Genomic DNA, 20,134 nt, shown 5'->3' on the forward strand with positions numbered 1-20,134 from the left:
ACCTTCCGCTTCTTTTCCTGTCAACGCTCGCCGCGCCGGTAGGGCTGCATCAGCGCCTGCGGCACGCGGGCGCGCCGCGCCATCACGCAAAGCGCCAGGATGGAGAGGATGTAGGGCGTCATCAGGAACACCTGATAGGGCACGCCGTCCACCGCCGTCTGCAAGCGCAGTTGGAAGGCATCGAAGAAGGCGAACAGCAAGGCGCCGAACAGCGCCCGCCCCGGCCGCCAGGAGGCGAAGACGACGAGGGCGATGCAGATCCAGCCGCGCCCCTGCACCATGGTCGGAAAGAAACTGTTGAAGGCCGACAGCGTCAGGAAGGCGCCGCCCACCGCCATCAGCGCCGAGCCGGCGATCACCGCGCCATAGCGCACCGCCATGGGATTGACGCCCTGCGCCTCGGCGGCATGCGGGTTTTCGCCGGTCATGCGGATGGCGAGCCCGAGCGGCGTGCGGAAGACGACGTAGGCGAGCAGCAGGGCCAGCAGTACCGCCAGATAGGTCGGCGGCGTCTGAGCCGACAGCACCGGCCCGACGAAGGGCAGGCCGGCGAGGCCCGGCACGCTCACCGGCGCGAAGGGCACGATGGTCGGCGGCGAACCGGCGAGCGGCACGATCAGGCGGAACAGATAGTAGCTGAAGCTCGAGGCGAACAGCGTGACGCCGAGGCCGGAGACGTGCTGCGACAGGCCGAGCGTCACGGTCAGCGCGGCATGCAGCAGGCCGAAGACGGCGCCGGCGAGCGCGGCGACCAGCAGGCCGGTCCACAGATCGGCGCCGTGATAGACGGCGAGCCAGCCGACCATGGCGCCGAAGGTCATGATGCCCTCGATGCCGAGATTGAGCACGCCGGCCCGCTCGCAGAGCAGCGCCCCGAGGGTGCCGAAGATCAGCGGCGTGGCGATCCTGAGCACCGCCGCCCAGAGGCCCACCGAAGCGACGATGTCGACGAAGGTGCTCATCGGCGTATCCTGTACTGGGCGAAGAACACCGCCACCAGCATGGTGATCAGCGACAGCGCGACGGTGACGTCGGCGATATAGGTGGGAATCTTCAGCGCCCGGCTCATGCCGTCGGCGCCGACGAACATGGTGGCCGTGAACAGCGCCGCCAGCACGACGCCGAGCGGATGAAGGCCGGCCAGCATGGCGACGACGATGCCGGAATAGCCGAAGCCGGGCGACAGGTCGGTGGTGACGTAACCCTTGACGCCCATTACCTCGACGGCGCCGGCAAGGCCGGCAAGACCGCCGGACAGGCAGGCGACGAAGAGCAGCGTCCGGGCGAGCGGCACGCCGGCAAAGACGGCGCCTTCAGGGCTGAGGCCGGCGGCGCGCGACTTCAGGCCGAACACCGTGCGGCTCTGCACGAAGTGGACGACGAAGGCGAGAACGAGGGCGATGCCGAAGCCCCAGTGCAGGCGCGAGCGGGCCATCAGCTTCGGCAGCATGGCCGCGTCCGGCACCGACTGGCTCTGCGGCCAGCCGAAGGCCAGGGGATCCTTCAGCGGGCCGTCGATCAGCATCGAGACGACGAGCACGGCGACGAAGTTGAGCAGCAGGCTGGTCACCACCTCGTCGACCGAGAACCTCAGCCTCAGCCATAGCGGGATGATCAGCAGGATCATGCCGGCGACGGCGCCGGCCAACAGGAGCAGCGGCATCGACAGGTAGCCGGGAGCGCCGGCCAGAAGCTGCGAGCCGACGGCGGCGACGGCGATGGCGCCGAGATAGAATTGCCCCTCGCCGCCGATGTTCCAGACGCGGGCGCGGAAGGCGACGGCGGCGGCGAGGCCGGTCAACATCAGGGGCGTCGCCCGCGTCAGCGTCTCGGTGGCCGACAGGCGGGAGCCGAAGGCACCGACGAGGATGCGCCAATAGGCTTCCAGGACCGGCGCGCCGGCGGCGGCGATCAACAGGCCGGACAGCGCCAGGGCGGCGGCGACGGCGAGGAGCGGCGTCAGGACGATCAGGGCGAGCGGACGATGCTCGCGGCGTTCGAAGCGCATCAGGCCGCCTCTTTCTGCCAGGCGCCGGCCATCATCAGGCCGAGCGCCCGCGCATCCACCTCGTCGGCCGACACCGGCGGCGACAGACGGCCGCCGACGATGGCCTGGATGCGGTCGGCGAGGCCGATCACCTCGTCGAGGTCTTCGGAAATCAGCAGCACGGCGGTTCCGGCCTTTCTGGCGTCGAGGATGCGGGCGTGAACGGCGGCGACGGCGCCTTCGTCGAGACCGCGCGCCGGCTGGGCAGCGATCAGGATGCGCGGCCGTTCGGCCAGGTTCCGCCCGAGGATCAGCTTCTGCATGTTGCCGCCCGACAGGAGACGCGTGCGGGTCAGCGGCCCGCCGCCACGCACGTCGAAGTCGCGGACGATGGCGTCGGCAAAGGCGACGGCAGCCTTGCGGTCGACGAGGCCGTGCCGGGAAAAGCGCGGCTCGTCGATGCGTTCCAGCACGGCGTTTTCCCAGACGGCCATCTCGCCGATCGCTCCCTCGCGGGTGCGGTCCTCGGGGATGCGGCCGATGCCGGCGGCCACCGTGCCGGCCACCGACAGATCGCCGATCGCCGCGCCATAGAGCAGGATGTCGCCCGCGCTGCGGGCCAGCGTGCCCGACAGCAGGCCGGCGAGCGCCGCCTGGCCGTTGCCGGAGACGCCGATGATGCCGAGCACCTCGCCGGCATGCAGACGGAAGCTGACCTCCTTCAGCCGGTCGACGCCGTCGATACGGACCGAAACGGCGGCCGCCTCCAGCACCGCCTCGCCGCGCGCGTGCGCCTCGCGCACGGGCCTGGCGACCCGGTGGCCGACCATCAGCTCGGCCAGCTCGGCCTTCGAGGTTGCGGCCGCCCGGCGCTCGGCCACCACCTTGCCGCCGCGCAGCACGACGACGCGATCGGCGGCGGCCATCACCTCGTCGAGCTTGTGCGAGATGAAGATCAGCGACAGGCCCTGCCGGGCCATCTGCTTCAGCGTGGCGAACAGCGTCTCGGCTTCGAGATTGGTCAGCACCGCCGTGGGCTCGTCGAGGATCAGGATGCGGGCGTCGTTGTAGAGCGCCTTCAGGATCTCGACGCGCTGCTGCTCGCCGACCGACAGGTCGCCGAGGCGGGCATCGGGATCGACCGCAAGGCCGAAGCGCTCGGCGAGCGATTTCAGCTTGGCCCTGGCGCGGCCGGCTTCCGAGCGCCAGGACCACAGCGTCTCGGTGCCGGTCATGACGTTTTCCAGCACGGTAAGGTTGGGCGCCAGCGAGAAATGCTGGTGCACCATGCCGATGCCGGCGTGGATGGCGGCGCGCGGCTTGCCGGGCGGCAGGTCGGCGCCGGCAATGCGGATGCGGCCCTCGTCGGGCACGTAGTGGCCGAACAGGATGCTCATCAAGGTGGTCTTGCCGGCGCCGTTCTCGCCGAGCAGGGCGACGATCTCGCCGCGCCCCAGCGTCATCGAGATGGCGTCGTTGGCCTTGTTGTCGCCGAAGCTCTTGCTGACGCGGTCGATCTCGAGAACCGTTTCGGTCATGACGGCAATCCTGCGATGGGGAAGCGGTGCTGCCAGCGATCGTCCCGCTCGAGCGTCGCGGCGAGCGACAGCAGCCGGCGGTCGACTCCCAGCGGCGCAAACATCTGCACGGGCAGCGGCAGTCCGCCGGCATCGGCGCCGAAAGGCATGGTCAGGGCCGGAAAGCCGGAGATGTTGGCGAGCGTGGCGAGTGGGGCCAGGGAGATCATGCGGTCGAGATGCAGGTCGGTATCGTCGTGGCCGGAGGGGAAGGAGCCGATCGGCGGCGGCGGCGTGGCGAGCATCGGGGCGAGCAGGACATCGATCCGGTCGAACAGCCGCCAGAGGTCGCGCGAGACCAGAACGCCGGCCGTCTGCGAACGCCAGAGGGCGGCGGCGGTCAGCGCCCTGCCCCGCGCGGCAAACGCCTGGGTCAGGGGCTCGGTCAACGAGAAATCGATGCCGGGCGTCTCCGAGAGAAGCGCCAGGTTGGTGGATACGAGATCGTAGAAAAGGCGCGCCGATGCCGCGGCCATGGCCGCGACATCCGACCAGGCGAGCGGCACCAGCCGATGGCCGCGCGCTTCGAGAAAGTGGCCGGCCGCCTCGATGGCCGCGGACCGCTCGGGCGCCGTCGGGTGATCCGGACCCGTCTCGCAGAGAACGCCGATATCGAGCGGCGCGGCCTTCGGCTCGGCCAGGACGACATCGGCGAAGGGGCCGCGCGTGTTGCCGCTGGCGGCCGAGAGCAGGCTCGCGCAATCGCGGACGCTGCGCGACACGCAGAGCTCGGAGGCGATGCCGCCGAGATGGTTGCCGAAGGCGGGGCCGGCGGGCATGACGCCGCGGCCCGGCTTCAGGCCGACGAGGCCGCAGCAGGCGGCCGGCACGCGGATCGAGCCGCCGGCGTCGGTGGCATGCGCGATGGCGACGATGCCGGCGGCGACGGCGGCGGCCGAACCGCCCGACGATCCGCCGGGCGTCCGGCTGGGATCGAGCGGATTGCGGGCGAGGGGACCGATCGCCGGCTCGCTCGCCAGGGCCAGGCCGAATTCCGGCGCGGTGGTAATGCCGAACGGCAGCAGGCCGGCGGCGCGGAAACGGCTCGCCAGGTCGGAGTCGGGCGCATCGGGCCTTTGCCGCGAAAACAGCCGCGAGCCGGCGACCACCGGCAGTCCGGCAAACGGGCCGCCGAGATCCTTGGCAAGCGTCGGCACGCCGCAGAACGGCCGGGCGGCAAACCGATCGGGATCGGTGCGGCGCTCGGCATCGGCGGCGGCCGCTTCGCGCCGGCCGAGGTCGGCGTCGACATGGCAGAGCGCGCCGAGATCGGAGCGCGCCGCGGCAGCGGCGAGCGAGGCCGCCATGGCCTCGCCGGCGGTTAAGCGTCCGGTGCGGATCGCCTCGGCCAGCGCTGTCGCGTCGTCCTTCATAAGCCGGCTTACTTCGGCTCGGCGGTGTCGCGCGGCACCTCGAAGGCGCCGGACTTGATCTTCGCCCGCACCTCTTCCATGGCCGCCTCGGCATCGGCCGGCGCCACGCCCTTGACGTAGGCGATGTCGCTGCCGCCCTCCTTCATCAGGCCGAAGGCGGTGTAGTCCTTGCCGACCGGCTTGCCGGCGGCGGCGTCGGCCACGGCAGCGTTGAGGATCGGCCGGAAGCCCCAGAGGGCGTTGGCGAACACCGTGTCGGGGTAGCGCGGCGTATAGTCGATCAGCGAACCCACCGCCTTGATGCCGCGCTCCTTGGCGGCGTCGGCCGTGCCGATGCGCTCGCCGAACAGGATGTCGGCGCCGGCGTCGATCTGGGCCAGACCGGCCTCGCGCGCCTTCGGCGGATCGAAGAAGGTGCCGATGAAGGTGACGAGGTGCTTCGCCTCCGGATTGACCGCCTTGACGCCGGCCGCGAAGGCATTGATCAGCATGTTGACCTCGGGGATCGGCATGGCGCCGACCGAGCCGACGACGTTGGACTTGGTCATCTTGCCGGCCAGCATGCCGGCGAGATAGGCGCCGTCGTGGTTCCAGGTGCCGAAGACGCCGAAATTGTCGCCAGCCGCCGCGCCGGACGAGCCGAGCACGAAGGCGGTGTCGGGATAGTCGGCGGCCACCTGGCGGGCTTCCTTCTCGACGGCATAGGCCTCGCCGATGATCAGCTTGTTGCCGGCCTCGGCATATTCGCGCATGGCGCGCGGATAATCGGTGCCGGAGACGCCTTCGGAGAAGGTGTATTCGATGGCGCCCTCGGCGGCGGCGTCCTGCAAGGCCTTGTGCAGGCAGGAGTTCCAGGCGTTCTCAACCGGCGAGGCGTGGATGCCGGCCACCTTCAGCGGCGTGGCGGCGCGCGCCGGCAGGATGAGGCCGCCGACGCCGAGCGCAAGGCCCGACGCCAGCACGGCACGGCGGGAAAGACGATAGTCCATGGTGGTCCCCTCTGGCTTCTTGATTGTGTTTCGAAAGCCGTATCAGTGCCCAAAATTTTGTCAAGTTGCCGTGAGGCATAAAATTGGGCATATGAAAGGGGCCGGGAAAAGGACCATTACCTCCGGCTGCGACTTCCCCAAAATACTCGCCGGAAATCAACCGACGCGGATCATATCGAGGGCGCGGATATCGGCCTCGTTGCGCGGGCCGCTCATGCCGCCGGGACTGATGTAGGTGGCGTTCGATGAAAGATAGCTCATGTTGAAAAAATCATCGATCTCTATCCGGTAGCGGCCAGCCCGAAGGTGCATCGGCAGGAACGTCGAGCGGCGAAGCGGGTTGACCGGCGTCATGTGCGGCATCTGCACGATGCCCGAGGCGACCCGCCGTCCCTCGGCGTCGAATACCTCCACCCTCTTCACCGCGTTGGTGACGCCGGTCTGGATGTGAAAACTGTGGTTCCGGTAGAGGAGCGCCAGCCGGTAGTCGCCGGCCTCGCGTACCGCCACGTCGGCAAAGATCAGCCGGCCGTCTCGCCGCTCGACGCCGGCACCATCGACGCCGATGGTCAGGACGGCATCCGCCTCGATCGCCGCCTCAAGGGACGGGTGCGACGCGTTGCCGCTCATTTCAAAACGGGCGACGACGCGATAGGCGCGGCGGATGCCCGGCCGAAGCGGCACGGGATCATGCCAGACGGTGTCGGAGAGATCGGCGGCCGCCACCTCGCCATTGCGCAGCACGGTGAAGAGAAGCGCCTCGCGGCGGCCGGAGCGCGGCGGCTGGCCCTCGAAATTGAGGCGCACCCGCCCATCCTCGACGACGAGATCGGTGATCCGCGGCTCGCGCGGCGAGAAGACGTGGGGATCGTCGTGGGTGGCGGCCTCGACGACGGGAATCAGCGACAGGCCGGCATCGTCGGGGATGAAATCGCCGAAGGTCACGTCGACGGTATTGTCGTCCCGAAGCAAGGCGTCGGCGACGAGGCCGGTTACCGGCGCGCCATTGAGGCGCACCTCGCGCAGGGCGAAATGTCCCTGCCCGGCGGCACGCGGCGGCAGGTTGAGCGCGATGGCGAACCGCCGGCCGTGATGCACAAGGCCATGGAGCTCGGCCCTGTCGTCGCCGAGCCGATCGCGGACATGCGCGGTGAGGAAGGGCGCGATGCGAAAGCCTTCCGCCGCCGGCCGGTAGCCGAAGATCGCCGTCGTCACCATGCCGAGATAGCCGCCGACCGACCACAATTGGCGCGCCGAGGAAATGCACGGGCCGTCGTCGAACCAGGTGCGGCCGGTCAGCCATTCCTGGTTCTCGACGTTGTCGAGATTGAGCGCGGCGGCGCGCACCAGCGACTCGAAGGCGTGATCGATGGCGGCGACGGCTTCCACTTCCACGGCCGCCAGCAGCTCATAGGCGGTAACGAACGGCCAGATGGCGCGATTGTGGTAGCAGAAGACATCCGGCTGGGCCGGGTAGTAGACGGGGGCGCCGAAAGGTACGTGCGGATAGGCCGACAGAATCCGCCGCGCCCGCTCGCGGCCGGCAATGCCGGTCAGGATCGCCAGGGACAGGCCGAGCATGTCGAACGTCTCGACCGGCCGCGCCGGGCTGTCGGGCGTGGTGATCGAAGCGTAGAGGCCCTTCTCTTCCAGCCAGAAGCCGCGATCGACGGCCGCGCGAAGATCGGCAGCCCAGCCGGCATAGCGATCGGCGGCCGCCGTGTCGCCACGCTCGGCGGCGAGGCGGGCGGCGAGGTCGAGCGCCTTGAAATGGCAGGCGTTGGTGGACAGCGCCTTGGAGGTGGCGATGGTGGTGAGATCGTCGATCACCCAGGGGGCATAGGTCTGGTCGCGCCAGTCGAGGAAGGACTGCTCTCCCCGGTAGAGCCCGTCGGCGGGATCGAAGGCGGCGAGCCGGTCGGCCTCGATGGTGCCGGACAGCGCCCGCAAGGCGGTGTCGGCGAAGGCGGCGCGGGCAGCGCCGTGAAGGGTCGCGAGCAGCGCCTCGGCGCCGAACGCCCAGGAGACGCGGTCGGTGCTGACCGGCCAACTGCCGCCCGAACCGGTATCCTGGACGATTTGCAGGCTGCCCACCGGCAGCCCGTCCGGCAGGACGAGGCCGTCGCGGAACGGGCTGACCTTGTAGAGAAGCGTGGTGGCCGCCCGCTCGGGGTCGAGCACCGCCAGCCCGAGATGGGTGGCGTAGGAGACGTCGCGCGTCCAGACATAGGTCCATTTCTCGCCGGTCTGGAAGCAGTCGCAGGGGATCGGCTCGCCATGGCGATAGGCGCCGTCGCGGATCGACGAGACGGCGTTGAGCCGGGCGTCGTCGATCGCCTGGGCGAAGAGCGCATCGAACAGCGGCGACCCCGTCAGGATGCGCGGATCGGCAGGCCGTTCCCCGATCCGCCTGTGACGCGAGGGATTGTCGCGCCGGGCGGCCGTGGTGGTCAGCTCGAAGACCCGATTGCCGCCGGATGTCCCGACCCTGACCTCGACCGTTTCGTCACGCCCGGACGGTTCGGTCGGATAGGGCGGAAAGGACAGGCTTTCCTCGCGCATGGTCGTCTCCGGAAGCGGGCGAATCGGCTCCGCCCTCCGCCAAGATCTACGCCTGTCCATCGCCGTCCGGAATGCGTCAGCCGACGCGGAAGCCGTCGCTGTCGCGGCCGATCAGCTCCCACGGCCAGATCTCCTGGACAAGGGCGCTGCCATAGCTTTCCGCAAAGCGCGGCATCGAGGCGAGCAAGGCCTGGGCGAGGCGGCCGCCAAGGCCGTAGAGATCGAGCCGGAAGCAGGTGAGCGGCGGCGCCATGAACTGGGCGATGGTGGTATCGGCCGAGCAACTGAGGATCGCCACGTCGCGGCCCGGCTGCAGGCCGGCCTCCGCCAGGCAGGCATAGGCGCCGACCACCGCCCGGTAATGGGGAAAGATCACCGCCGTCGGCGGCGCGGACATGGCGAGGAAGTCGGTCATCGCCCGGTAGCCGCCCTCCTCGTGGGTGTCGGCCTTGATCATCAGCGCCTCGTCGACGGCGAGATCATGGCCGGCGAGCTCGCGCCGGTAGGCGTCGCGCAGCATGCTGTCGAGCATGTAGCCGGGGTCGCCGGTGACCAGCGCCACGCGGCGGTGACCGAAGCCGGCGAGGCGATCGATGGCGGCGCGCATGGCGGAATCGAAATCGAGGTCCATCCAGGGATGGCTGCCCCCCGACCACGAGCGGCCCATGGTGGCGAACGGGAAGCCACGGCCGGCGAGATAATCGAGGCGCGGGTCATCGTCGCGCGTCTCGGCGAGGATCAGCGCGTCGGCCTGCCGCCGCTCGACGATGCGCTTCACCCGGTCGAGCATGTCCATGCCCGGCTTGTTCAGGTGGATGACGAGATCGAGACCGTGCTCGGCGAACTGATCCTGAATGCCGCGCGACAGCTCCATGAAGAACATGGTGTCGGTCTTCGACGTGAGATCGGTGGAGAGCAGCAGCGCCACGACGTTGAGCGTGCCCTGGCGGAGGCTGCGCCCGGCCTGGTCCGGCGCGTAGCCGAGCGCCGCGGCGGCCTCCAGCACGCGCTTGCGCGTCTCGGCGTTGACCTCGGGATGACCGTTGAGCGCCCGCGACACCGTGCCGATGGAAATGTTGAGATGGCGCGCCAGCTCCTTGATGCCCAATCCCTCGCCCTCCCAACCAACGCTGGAGCCATTCCGGAGCGGCCGACCGACCGCCACCGCCGTCTTTCAGCAAAAATCCGGTGTTCGATCAATAGACGGAACACCGGGCGCGGTCGAGGAAATCTGCCTGTTGACCGCTTATGCGGAGACAATCCTCCGATACAAAAGCCCTTTGACAGACGATGCCGCCACCGCTATCGTCGTAAACGTTTACGGAATGGAGGAAGGCCGTGGAATCGCAAGACCCACGAAGGTCTTGGCGACGAACGGCCGGCGTGCGCCCCGCCTGCCGGCGGAGCGCCCCGGGAGGAAGGCGATGAAGTTCAGCGACGGCAACTGGCTGCTGCCGGCAGGCATGAGCATCCTCAATCCGCACCACGTGCATGCTGTGCGGACGGACGCTCGCAAGGCCGAGATCCTGGCGCTCGCCGGACGCGGCCGGGGACGCGCCGACCAGATCAACGCGCCGACCCTGACGCTGACGCTGACCGCGCCGATGCAAGGCGTCATCGGCGTGCGCATCGCCCATCACAAGGGCGCCGCCAAGCACGGCCCCGCCTTCGAGCTCTTTCCGGACGAGACCTTTCGGCCGACCATCGTCGACAACGAAAGCACGCTTTGCTTCACGTCCGGCGGACTGACGCTGACGATCGCCAAGGACGGCGACTGGCGCACCGAGGTGACGCGCGGCGGCAGGCGGCTCACCGGCACCGCCTTTCGGGAAACCGGCTACGCCAGCGTTGCGGGCGAGCCGCCGCATGTGTTCGAGCGGCTCGATCTCGACGTCGGCACGCTGGTCTACGGCCTCGGCGAGCGCTTCTCGCCCTTCGTCAAGAACGGCCAGAGCATCGACATCTGGAACGAGGACGGCGGCACCTCCACCACCCAGGCCTACAAGAACATCCCCTTCTTCCTGACCAACCGCGGCTGGGGCGTGCTGGTCAACGACCCAGGCCGCGTCGGCTTCGAGGTGGCGTCGGAGAAGGTATCGAAGGTGCAGTTCGCCGTGGAGGGCGAGGCGCTCGAATATTACCTGATCGACGGGCCGACGCCGAAGGCGGTGCTGGAGCGCTACACGCGCCTCACCGGCCGGCCGGCGCTGCCGCCGGCCTGGTCGTTCGGCCTGTGGCTGACGACGTCGTTCACCACCGACTATGACGAGGGCACCGTCAATGCCTTCATCGACGGCATGCTCCAGCGCGACATCCCGCTCCACGTCTTCCACTTCGACTGCTTCTGGATGCGCGGCCTTCACTGGTGCGATTTCGAATGGGACCCCGAGGTGTTCCCAGATCCCGAGGGCATGCTGCGGCGCCTCAGGGACAAGGGATTGAAGGTCTGCCTCTGGATCAATCCCTATATCGCCCAGGCCTCGAAGCTGTTCGACGAAGCGGCGCGGAAGGGCTATCTCCTGAAGCGGGCGGACGGTAGCGTCTGGCAATGGGACCTCTGGCAGGCCGGCCAGGCGATCGTCGATTTCACCAATCCCGAGGCGGTCGCCTGGTATGCCGGGCATCTCAAGCGCCTCGTCGCCATGGGCGTCGACGCCTTCAAGACCGATTTCGGCGAGCGCATCCCGACCGACGTCGTCTGGCACGACGGCTCGGACCCCGTGAGGATGCACAACTACTATTCGCTGCTCTACAACAAGGTGGTGCACGACGCGCTGATCGAGACGCGCGGCGAAAGCGTGCTGTTCGCCCGCTCGGCCAGCGTCGGCGGCCAGCGCTTCCCGGTGCACTGGGGCGGCGACTGCTATTCCGACTATCCGGCGATGGCCGAGACGCTGCGCGGCGGCCTGTCGCTCGGCCTGTCCGGCTTCGGCTTCTGGAGCCACGACATCGGCGGCTTCGAGAACACCGCCGAGGCCGACGTCTACAAGCGCTGGTGCGCCTTCGGCCTCTTGTCCAGCCACAGCCGCCTGCACGGCTCCAAGTCCTATCGGGTGCCCTGGCTGTTCGACCAGGAGGCCGAGGCCGTGCTGAGGGACTTCGCCCGTCTCAAGTGCTCGCTGATGCCCTATCTCTACGCCGCCGCCGTCGAGGCGTCGGCAACCGGCGTGCCGATGCTCCGGGCCATGCTCATCGAATTCCCCGACGATCCCGGCGCCGAGACGCTCGACCGCCAGTTCATGCTGGGGCCGTCGCTGCTCGTCGCGCCGGTGTTCGACAAGGACGGCGAGGTGACGGTCTATCTGCCGGCGGGACGCTGGACGCAGCTTCTCACCGGCGAAGTGGCGGACGGGCCGGCCTGGCGGCGCGAGACGCACGGCGTCATGAGCCTGCCGCTCTACGTGCGGCCGGGCAGCCTCATCGCCTTCGGCGGCAACGACCGCCGGCCGGACTACGATTACGCGGACGGCGTCACCTTTGCCCTCCATCAGCTCGCCGATGGCGCCAGCGCCGCGGCAACGGTGCCGGACTATCGCACCGGCGCACCGGCGCTGACATTGACGGTGCATCGCGACGGCGACGTGCTCACCGCGACGCCCGACCGCGACCATCCCTACGCGCTCCGTCTCGTCGGCATCGGGCATGTTGCCGCCGTCGAGGGCAGCGACGACTTCGAACAGCGTTCCGGCGGCGTCATCCTCCGTGCCGCCGGCCCGCTTCGGATCACCCTCCCACCAGCCTGACGGCTGCGCCTTCTCCACGGCGACGATCCGAAGCAGAAACCCCGGAAGCCTGGCTTCCGGGGTTTTTCTTCGGGCCTGAAGGCCGATCAGAGCCGCCGTTCCGTGGCCGCGTCGAAGACATGGATGCTGGCGTCGCCGAAGGAAAGGCCGACCCGATCGCCGCTGGCGACCATGCGGCGGCCGGTCTCCACCACCATCAGCTCGGGCGTCGTCGCCGTGGTGACGAAGGTGGTCGAGCCCGTCGACTCGGTGAAGGCGATGGAGGCGTCGAAGCGGCCTTCGCCGGGCGCGGTCAGCGTCAAATGCTCGGGCCGGATGCCGACCAGCACCCTGGCGCCGGCCGGCGCGGCGACCGCAATCGCCAGGCTGAGCGGCCCGTTGCCGATGTCGATGGCGACTGAGCCGCCTTCGGTCACCGTCGCCGGCAGGAAGTTCATGGCCGGCGAGCCGATGAAGCCGGCGACGAACTTGTTGGCCGGCTTGTCATAGAGGTCGAGCGGCCGTCCCTGCTGCTCGATGACGCCGGCGCGCAGCACCACGACATGGTCGGCCATGGTCATCGCCTCGATCTGGTCGTGCGTCACGTAGACCGAAGTGGCGCCGAGCCGGTCGTGCAGGGCGCGGATCTCCTTGCGCATATGGACGCGCAGCGCGGCGTCGAGGTTGCTGAGCGGCTCGTCGAACAGGAAGGCCTTGGGGTTGCGGATGATCGCCCGGCTCATGGCGACGCGCTGGCGCTGGCCGCCGGAGAGTTCGCGGGGATAGCGATGAAGAAGATCGGCGAGGCCGGTGGTGGCGGCGACCTCGGCGGCGGCCTGCTTCCGCTCGGCCCTGGCGACGCCGTGCACCCGCAGCGAATAGGTGAGGTTCTCCTCCACCGTCATGTGCGGATAAAGCGCGTAGGACTGGAACACCATGGCGACGTCGCGCTTGCGCGGCGGCAGGGTCGTCACCACCTCGCCGGCGATCGAGATGTCGCCGCCGGTGATCTTCTCGAGGCCGGCCAGCGAGCGCAACAGCGTCGACTTGCCGCAGCCGGACGGGCCGACCAGGGCGACGAAGCTGCCCTTATCGATCGACAGATCGATGTCCTTCAGGGCATGGTAGGCGCCGTAATGCTTGTTGACGCCGGAAAATTCGATCTGCTTGGTCATTTCAGGGCTCCGGAGGTCAGGCCAGAGACGATGCGCCGCTGCAGCAGCACGAAGGTCGCCAGGATGGGCGTCACGTAGATCGAGGCGAAGGCCATGATCCGGTTCCATTCGTTGGTGTTCGGGCCCATGAAGGCGTTGAGGCCGACCGAGCTCGGCTGCAGCTCGATCTCCTGGATCAGCGACTTCGAATAGACGAACTCGCCGAAGGCCTGCATGAAGATCAGGATGGCGGCAACGAGGATGCCGTTCCTGGCGAGCGGCAGCACGATCGACCAGAAGGCGCCGGCCCGCGAGTTGCCGTCGACCAGCGCCGCCTCTTCCAATTCCATCGGCACGCTCATGAAGGTGGCGCGCACCAGCACGATGAAGAAGGGCATGCTCTTGGCGGCGATGGCGAGGATCACCGCCGTGCGCGGGAAATCGAGAATGCCGGTCAGCGTGAACAGCACGAAGATCGGCGTGATCATCAGCGAGGCCGGCAGCACCTGCAGCATCAGCACCAGGAACAGGCCGACGTCGATCCAGACGTTGCGATAGCGGGCGAGCACATAGGCGGCGCCGGTGCCGAGCACGGCGATCAGCGCCACCGAGCCGGAGGCGATCACCACCGAGTTCCAGAGGAACCGGCCCATGCCCTTCAATTGGAAGACGAAGGGGAAGATCGACCACTGGGGGTCGTCCGGCCAGAAGGAGGGCGGCGCCCTGAACATCTCCGAGCCGGTCTTCAGCGCCGTGATGTACATCCAGTAGAGCGGGAACAGATAGACGGCGGCGAGCAGCAGCGCGACGAGAAGCAGCAGCCGGTTGCGGAAGGTCTCGCTCATCCTCGCACCTCGTGGCGGGTCGACCGGACGTAGTAGACGGAGGCGACCATCACCACGGCGATCATGATCACCGAGATGGCGGCGCCCTTGGCGAAGTCGTACTGCTTGAAGGAGAGATCCCAGGCCCAGTATTGCGCGACGTTGGAGGCGTTGTTCGGGCCGCCCGAGGTGATGGCGGCGAACAGGTCGAACTGCTGCAAGGTGAAGATCAGGCCGAGCGAGATCAGCGCGCCGATGGTCGAGCGCATCATCGGCAGGGTGATGGTCCAGAAGCGGGTCAGGGCACCGGCGCCGTCGAGCTCGGCAGCCTCGTAGAGATCGGCGGGGATCGAGGAGAGGCCGACCGACAGCAGGATCATGTTGAAGGAGGTGCCGAGCCAGATGTTGGCGATGATCACGCTCCACAGGGCGAAATTCGGGTCGGAGCGCCAGAAGACGTTGCCGGAGATGACGTGCAGCTCGCGCAGCACGAAGTTGAAGACGCCGAAATCGCCCGACAAGAGCCAGTTCCAGACGGCGCCGACCACCAGGCCCGGCATCACCCAGGACACCAGGAACAGGCCGCGCAGCCAGGAGGCGCCGGGAAAATTGGTCCAGAAGAACAGGGCGAGCGCGAAGCCGAGGAGGAACTGGCCGGCGATCGAAGCGGCGAGGAAGGTCGCCGTGTGGCCCATGATCGGCCAGAATTCCGGCTGGGCGATCAACTGGCGATAGTTTTCAAAGCCGACCCAGGGACGGATGAAGCTGCCGAGGCTGAACATGTCGACGGCCTGGAAGCTCATCACCACGTTGTAGATAAGCGGGATGCCCGAGAGCACGATGAGGAAGGCGAGCGGGATGCCGATCAGGCAGAGATCGAATCCCCGGCCATCGACGAGGCTGGAATAGAGGCGTCGCATCGGTCCTCCCCACGTCCGCCCGGCGGGCGATTGCGGGTCAACGGATCGGCGCCCGGCCGAAGCCGGAGCGCCTTTCAAAAAGATCAGCCGAGAATGCCCTTGATGGTAGCGGCCGCCTGATCCAGCGCGTCCTTGGGGCTGGCCTGGCCGGTCAGCGCCGACTGGATGGCATCCTGGATGGCCTTGGAGATCTTCATCCACTCGGGATGCGGGCCGCGCGGCTGGGCGTATTTCAACTGCTCCATGAATACCTTGACGGCCGCGTCCTTCCTGGCGTCGCCGGTCGGCGGTATCTCGACGTTGGCGCGGGCGGCGAGCTGGCCCCAGTCGGGGAAGACGCGCGGGTCCTGCGACACGAAATATTCCAGCGCCTTGAAGGCCTCGTCGGGATGCTTGGAGCTCTTGAAGATCGCCCAGTTGAAATCGCCCATGGCCGACGAGCGCGGCGCGCCGGCTTCCGGCACCGGCATCAGCGTCACGCGCCAGTCGAACTTCGCCTCCTGCGACATGCGGTTGAGCTCCCACGGTCCGGAGATGACCATGGCGGCGTTGCCGGAGTTGAAGGTGCCGGTGGAATCCCACTGGCCGCGGGTCAGCGTGTCGGGCGAGGCGAGCTTGTCGTCGAGCAGCGTCTTCCAGATGGTCAGCGCGCGGACGGCGCCGTCGGTGTTGATCTTGTCGTAGCCGCCGCCGGTCATCTGCGCCCAGGGCAGGAACTGGAAAGTGCCTTCCTCCGACGCCTTGGCCGAGAAGGCGATGCCGTAGACGTTGCTCGCCGGGTCGTTGAGCTTGCGGGCGGCGTCGACCAGTTCGTCCCAGGTCTGAGGCGGCTTGTCGGGGTCGAGCCCCTTCGCCTTGAACATATCGGCGTTGTAGTAGAGGGCGATGGTGTTGGTGGCCTTGGGCACGCCGTAGAGCTTGCCGTCCCAGGTGACCGAGGCGAGCGGGCCGGGGAAATAGTCTTCCTTGTGGATCACCTCGGACTTGGCGATGCGGTCGGTGAGGTCGAGAAACACGCCGTGCGAAGCGAACAGCGCGTGCTCGGGATTGTCGATGGCGATGATGTCGGGCGCCTGGCCGGTCGAATAGGCGCGCATCGCCTCGGAGGTGACGTCGTCGAAGTGGATCTGGCGGTAGACGACCTTGATGTCGGGATTCTTCTCGCCGAACTCTTTCGCGAGGTTGAGGCCCGGCTGGCGCTCGTCGTCCTGGCACCAGATGGTGATGGTGACGGGATCGGCGGCGTGCGCCGCCGTGCCGAGCGCCGCGGCGCCGGCGTAGAGCACCGCCCCGAGGATTGCCGATGTCTTCATGCTCCCTACTCCTCCAGTTGGCCGACCGGTTCCGGCGCGATGGCGGCCGGCGGGACCGAGAACGGTGGACGGCGATCCGACGGATTGCCCCGGTCCTCAAGAGGGTATGCCTTGCCGTTCGCCATCCATGCCCATCGGCACGGCAATGACGTTCGACGACCCAGCTCGGACAGGACTCTCCTCCCTGCCTGTTCGTTACCGTAAACGTTTACGACGTTATGCGGAAAGGCTCGCAACTGTCAAGACCGCCAGAGGTCGGCGGAGCCGGCCATGGCACGCGGCGCCCGATCCGCGCAAGGCGCCCAGGCATGAGGCAGTCAGCGCCAGCCGGTGCTTCGGATCGACGTTGGGCGTGGCCGGCACGATGACGCCGCGGGCAGGCTGCCGACCCCGCGAGACGCTTCGGCCGAGCCGCCTTGCCGGCCACGGTGCCGGCTGATCCGATTTTTCTGTGGATTACCAAGGGGTTGAATTCTGACCATATGGTCAAAATGTACGTTTTCGTATTCAAAATCAGCGTCTCAGGTGCCGGACCCTCGGCAGGGGTCGTAGAAGGCTGCTCTTTCGCCTTCTTAGGTCTTGGAGATAGTGACCATCTCGCCTTTCCCAAACGGTCGCCCACGGGGGGACGGACCGGGGACAACAGACGAGACAATCATGACAACAAGCCCAACCGAAGGCTGGTTTCCGCGCTGGAAGCTGACCACCGCCGATCGCGTCGCGCCCGACGAGCGCCTGCCCTGGCCGCAGACACTGATCGCCGGCTTCCAGCACGTGGTCGCCATGTTCGGCTCGACGGTGCTGGCACCGATCATCATGGGCTTCGATCCGAACGTCGCCGTGCTGTTCTCCGGCATCGGCACGCTGATCTTCTTCCTGATCGTCGGCGGCCGCGTGCCGTCCTATCTCGGCTCCAGCTTCGCCTTCATCGCCGTGGTGATGGCCGCCTCCGGCTATGCCGGGACCGGCGCCAACATCAACATTTCCGTGGCGCTGGGCGGCATCATCGCGGCCGGCGCCCTCTACGCGCTGATCGGCCTGATCGTCATCAAGATCGGCTACCGCTGGATCGAGACGCTGATGCCGCCGGTGGTCACCGGCGCCATCGTCGCCGCTATCGGCCTCAACCTGGCGCCGATCGCCGTCAAGGGCATCTCGGCGACCGGCTTCGATCGGACGGTCGGCCTGATCACCATCGTCGCCGTCGGCGCCGCCGCCGTCTACGCGCCGGGCATGCTGCGCCGCATTCCGGTGCTGATCGGCGGCCTCGTCGGCTATCTCATCTACTGGCTGGGCGCCGCCTCGTTCGGCGACGCGCCGATCGATTTCACCAAGCTCGACGCCGCGCCCTGGTTCGGCCTGCCGAGCTTCACCGCCCCGACCTTCTCGACCAGCGCCATGGCGCTGATCGCACCGGTGGCGATCATCCTGGTTGCCGAAAACCTCGGACATATCAAGGCGATCGGCGCCATGACCGGACAAAGCCTCGACCGTTACGTCGGCCGGGCCTTTCTCGGCGACGGCCTCGCCACCATGCTGTCGGGCGCCTTCGGCGGCACCGGCGTCACCACCTATGCCGAGAACATGGGCGTGATGGCGGTGACCAAGATCTACTCGACGCTGATCTTCGTGGTGGCGGCGGTGATCGCCATCCTGCTCGGCTTCTCGCCGAAGTTCGGCGCGCTGATCGGCACCATCCCCGGCCCGGTGATCGGCGGTCTCTCCATCGTCATCTTCGGCCTGATCACGGCCACCGCCGGCCGGATCTGGGTGGAAAACAAGGTCGACTTTTCCGAGACCAAGAACCTGATCACCACGGCGGCGGCGGTGATCGCCGGCGCCGGCGACCTCACCCTCAATATCGGCGGCTTCACGCTGGGCGGCATCGGCACCGCGACCTTCGGCGCCATCCTGCTTTACGCCCTGCTCAACCGCGGCCCGAAGCGGGCCTGACGCCGGAGCATCGGACCGAAAAGTGGAAGCCGGTTTTCGGAAAATCCGATGCAACGACAAAGGACTAGATCGTCGCCTTGCGTCCGTCGGGACGCACGACGATCCAGGAGACGACCCGACCATTCGATGTCATTCGAGGTCATCCGGTATCACCTCGATCGGGGCCGGGTCGAACTTCGCCCACTGGTGCCCGCCGGCCGTCTGGCCGGCCGGTGCCGGCGGGCTTTGCCTTTCGCGCAGATCGATGCCCCTCGGCTTGCCGAAACGGCCGATATTGGCGTCGCCCCAAGCCTTTAGCGCCATCAGAACCGGCTCCATCGAGCGGCCGAGCGGCGACAGCGAATATTCCACCTTGGGCGGCACCTGCGGATAGACGGTGCGCACCAGCAGCCCATCCTCTTCGAGCTCGCGCAACTGGTTGGTCAGCATGCGCGGCGTCACCGAGGCGAGGATGCGGCTCAGCTCGCCGAAGCGCAGCGTGCGGTCCAGCAGGTGGAACAGGATCACCGACTTCCACTTGCCGTCGATGAGACCGACGGCCGCCTCGACCGAGCAACCCGGCGCGCAGTCGAAGCGGGAATGCCGGACCTTGGCCATGACACTATCCTTTTCTGCAGTACCTGCGCTCGTTGTGCGTATTGGCTATTGACGCGCATAGGCGCAACTATGGCTCATATCTACAGGAAAGGAAGCCGCCATGAAAGCCGTCGCCTACCGCCAAGCCGGCCCTATCGACCGTCCGGACTCGCTGCTCGACGTCGAGCTGCCGACGCCGGTTGCGGCCGGGCGCGATCTCCTGGTCGAGGTCGCCGCCGTGTCGGTCAATCCCGTCGACACCAAGGTGCGGGCGAGCGCCGCCCCGGCGCCCGGCGAGCCGAAGGTGCTCGGCTGGGATGCCGTCGGCCGCGTCGTCGCCACGGGCAGCGAGGCGACCGGCTTCCGGCCCGGCGACGAGGTCTGGTACGCCGGCTCGATCGCCCGGCCCGGCGCCAACAGCCAGTTCCATCTCGTCGACGAGCGCCTCGTCGGCCGCAAGCCGCAATCGCTGACCGATGCCGAGGCGGCCGCCCTGCCGCTGACGACGGTCACCGCCTGGGAAATGCTGTTCGACCGGCTCGACGTGCGGCGCGGCGTGCCGGGCGCCGCCGAGGCCATCCTGATCATCGGCGGGGCCGGCGGCGTCGGCTCGATCGCCATCCAGCTCGCCCGGGCGCTCACCGACCTCACGGTCGTCGCCACGGCATCGCGGCCGGAAACGGCGGCCTGGACGCGCGACCTCGGCGCCCATCACGTCGTCGACCATTCGCGCCCGCTGGCCGACGAGGTGGCCGGCCTCGGCATCGGCGCGCCGGCCTTCGTCTTCTCGACCACCCAGACGCATCGCCACCTCGGCGAGATCGACAAGCTGATCGCGCCGCAGGGGCGCTTCGGCCTGATCGACGATCCCGACAGCCTCGACATCACCGGCTTCAAGCGCAAGGCGGTGTCGGTGCACTGGGAGCTGATGTTCACGCGCTCGCTGTTCGAGACGCCGGACATGGGCGAGCAGGGACGGCTCCTCACCGAAGTCGCCCGCCTCGTCGACGCCGGCCGGCTGCGCACGACGGTCACCGAGGTGCTGCGGCCGATCAACGCCGACAATCTCCGCCGCGCCCATGCGATCATCGAGAGCGGCCGGGCGCGCGGCAAGATCGTGCTGGAGGGTTTTTGACATCGCTTAGAAAAACTGAAGCATCCCCCAAGAAAATACGATTCAAGGC

Annotated in this window: 14 protein-coding genes and 1 pseudogene; 3 read left to right on the forward strand and 12 right to left on the reverse strand. The window is 68.1% G+C overall.

The features are described 5' to 3' along the window. Positions 1-20: 20 nt before the first annotated feature. From CJ014_RS08585 to CJ014_RS08615, 7 genes are all read right to left on the reverse strand, one after another. Positions 21-962: an ABC transporter permease gene (locus tag CJ014_RS08585; protein WP_100080049.1), complete on the reverse strand. Its 942-nt coding sequence runs from the start codon at positions 960-962 to the stop codon at positions 21-23. Next, on the reverse strand, positions 959-2,008 hold the full coding sequence (locus tag CJ014_RS08590) for an ABC transporter permease (protein WP_100080050.1): 1,050 nt from the start codon (positions 2,006-2,008) through the stop codon (positions 959-961). The genes CJ014_RS08585 and CJ014_RS08590 overlap by 4 nt, the downstream gene beginning before the upstream one ends. Next, on the reverse strand, positions 2,008-3,525 hold the full coding sequence (locus tag CJ014_RS08595; protein WP_100080051.1) for an ABC transporter ATP-binding protein: 1,518 nt from the start codon (positions 3,523-3,525) through the stop codon (positions 2,008-2,010). The genes CJ014_RS08590 and CJ014_RS08595 overlap by 1 nt, the downstream gene beginning before the upstream one ends. Continuing rightward, positions 3,522-4,937, reverse strand: a complete 1,416-nt coding sequence (locus tag CJ014_RS08600; protein WP_100080052.1) for an amidase — start codon at positions 4,935-4,937, stop codon at positions 3,522-3,524. Before CJ014_RS08600 ends, CJ014_RS08595 begins: the two co-directional genes overlap by 4 nt. Before the next feature lie 8 nt (positions 4,938-4,945). Then, positions 4,946-5,926, reverse strand: coding sequence for a BMP family protein (locus CJ014_RS08605; protein ID WP_100080053.1), 981 nt, complete (start codon positions 5,924-5,926; stop codon positions 4,946-4,948). Between the two features lie 156 nt (positions 5,927-6,082). Further along, positions 6,083-8,488, reverse strand: a complete 2,406-nt coding sequence (locus tag CJ014_RS08610; RefSeq protein WP_100080054.1) for an MGH1-like glycoside hydrolase domain-containing protein — start codon at positions 8,486-8,488, stop codon at positions 6,083-6,085. A gap of 76 nt (positions 8,489-8,564) precedes the next feature. Then, entirely contained in the window at positions 8,565-9,596 is a 1,032-nt protein-coding gene (locus tag CJ014_RS08615) for a LacI family DNA-binding transcriptional regulator (RefSeq protein WP_165790797.1), read from the reverse strand. Positions 9,597-9,912: 316 nt separating this feature from the next. Here CJ014_RS08615 and yicI point away from each other — a divergent pair, with 316 nt between their 5' ends. Next, positions 9,913-12,231: an alpha-xylosidase gene (gene yicI, locus CJ014_RS08620; protein WP_100080056.1), complete on the forward strand. Its 2,319-nt coding sequence runs from the start codon at positions 9,913-9,915 to the stop codon at positions 12,229-12,231. An 86-nt stretch (positions 12,232-12,317) separates the two neighbouring features. On the opposite strand, the gene CJ014_RS08625 is transcribed toward yicI, so the two are convergent. The 4 genes from CJ014_RS08625 to CJ014_RS08640 all read right to left on the reverse strand — a co-directional run bounded on the left by CJ014_RS08625 (position 12,318) and on the right by CJ014_RS08640 (position 16,421). Further along, entirely contained in the window at positions 12,318-13,385 is a 1,068-nt protein-coding gene (locus CJ014_RS08625) for an ABC transporter ATP-binding protein (RefSeq protein WP_100080057.1), read from the reverse strand. After that, positions 13,382-14,209 carry a carbohydrate ABC transporter permease gene (locus CJ014_RS08630; protein WP_100080058.1) on the reverse strand — a complete coding sequence of 276 codons (828 nt, stop codon included), beginning with the start codon at positions 14,207-14,209 and terminating at the stop codon, positions 13,382-13,384. Before CJ014_RS08630 ends, CJ014_RS08625 begins: the two co-directional genes overlap by 4 nt. After that, positions 14,206-15,108 carry a carbohydrate ABC transporter permease gene (locus tag CJ014_RS08635; RefSeq protein ID WP_100080059.1) on the reverse strand — a complete coding sequence of 301 codons (903 nt, stop codon included), beginning with the start codon at positions 15,106-15,108 and terminating at the stop codon, positions 14,206-14,208. Before CJ014_RS08635 ends, CJ014_RS08630 begins: the two co-directional genes overlap by 4 nt. Before the next feature lie 83 nt (positions 15,109-15,191). Beyond that, complete coding sequence (locus tag CJ014_RS08640; RefSeq protein WP_100080060.1) at positions 15,192-16,421, reverse strand: ABC transporter substrate-binding protein; 1,230 nt, start codon at positions 16,419-16,421, stop codon at positions 15,192-15,194. Between the two features lie 657 nt (positions 16,422-17,078). On the opposite strand from CJ014_RS08640, the gene CJ014_RS08645 reads away from it, so the two are divergent. After that, entirely contained in the window at positions 17,079-18,374 is a 1,296-nt protein-coding gene (locus CJ014_RS08645; protein ID WP_100080061.1) for a solute carrier family 23 protein, read from the forward strand. Between the two features lie 252 nt (positions 18,375-18,626). Here the strand turns inward: CJ014_RS08645 and CJ014_RS08650 are convergent. After that, positions 18,627-18,971: pseudogene (locus CJ014_RS08650) on the reverse strand (winged helix-turn-helix transcriptional regulator); the annotation flags it as partial. A gap of 100 nt (positions 18,972-19,071) precedes the next feature. On the opposite strand from CJ014_RS08650, the gene CJ014_RS08655 reads away from it, so the two are divergent. Further along, positions 19,072-20,085 (forward strand): zinc-binding alcohol dehydrogenase family protein, encoded by a 1,014-nt coding sequence (locus CJ014_RS08655; RefSeq protein ID WP_100080063.1) that lies wholly within the window; start codon positions 19,072-19,074, stop codon positions 20,083-20,085. Positions 20,086-20,134: the final 49 nt, after the last annotated feature.

Origin of the sequence: Pleomorphomonas carboxyditropha, assembly GCF_002770725.1 — a bacterium.
Classification (GTDB): domain Bacteria; phylum Pseudomonadota; class Alphaproteobacteria; order Rhizobiales; family Pleomorphomonadaceae; genus Pleomorphomonas; species Pleomorphomonas carboxyditropha.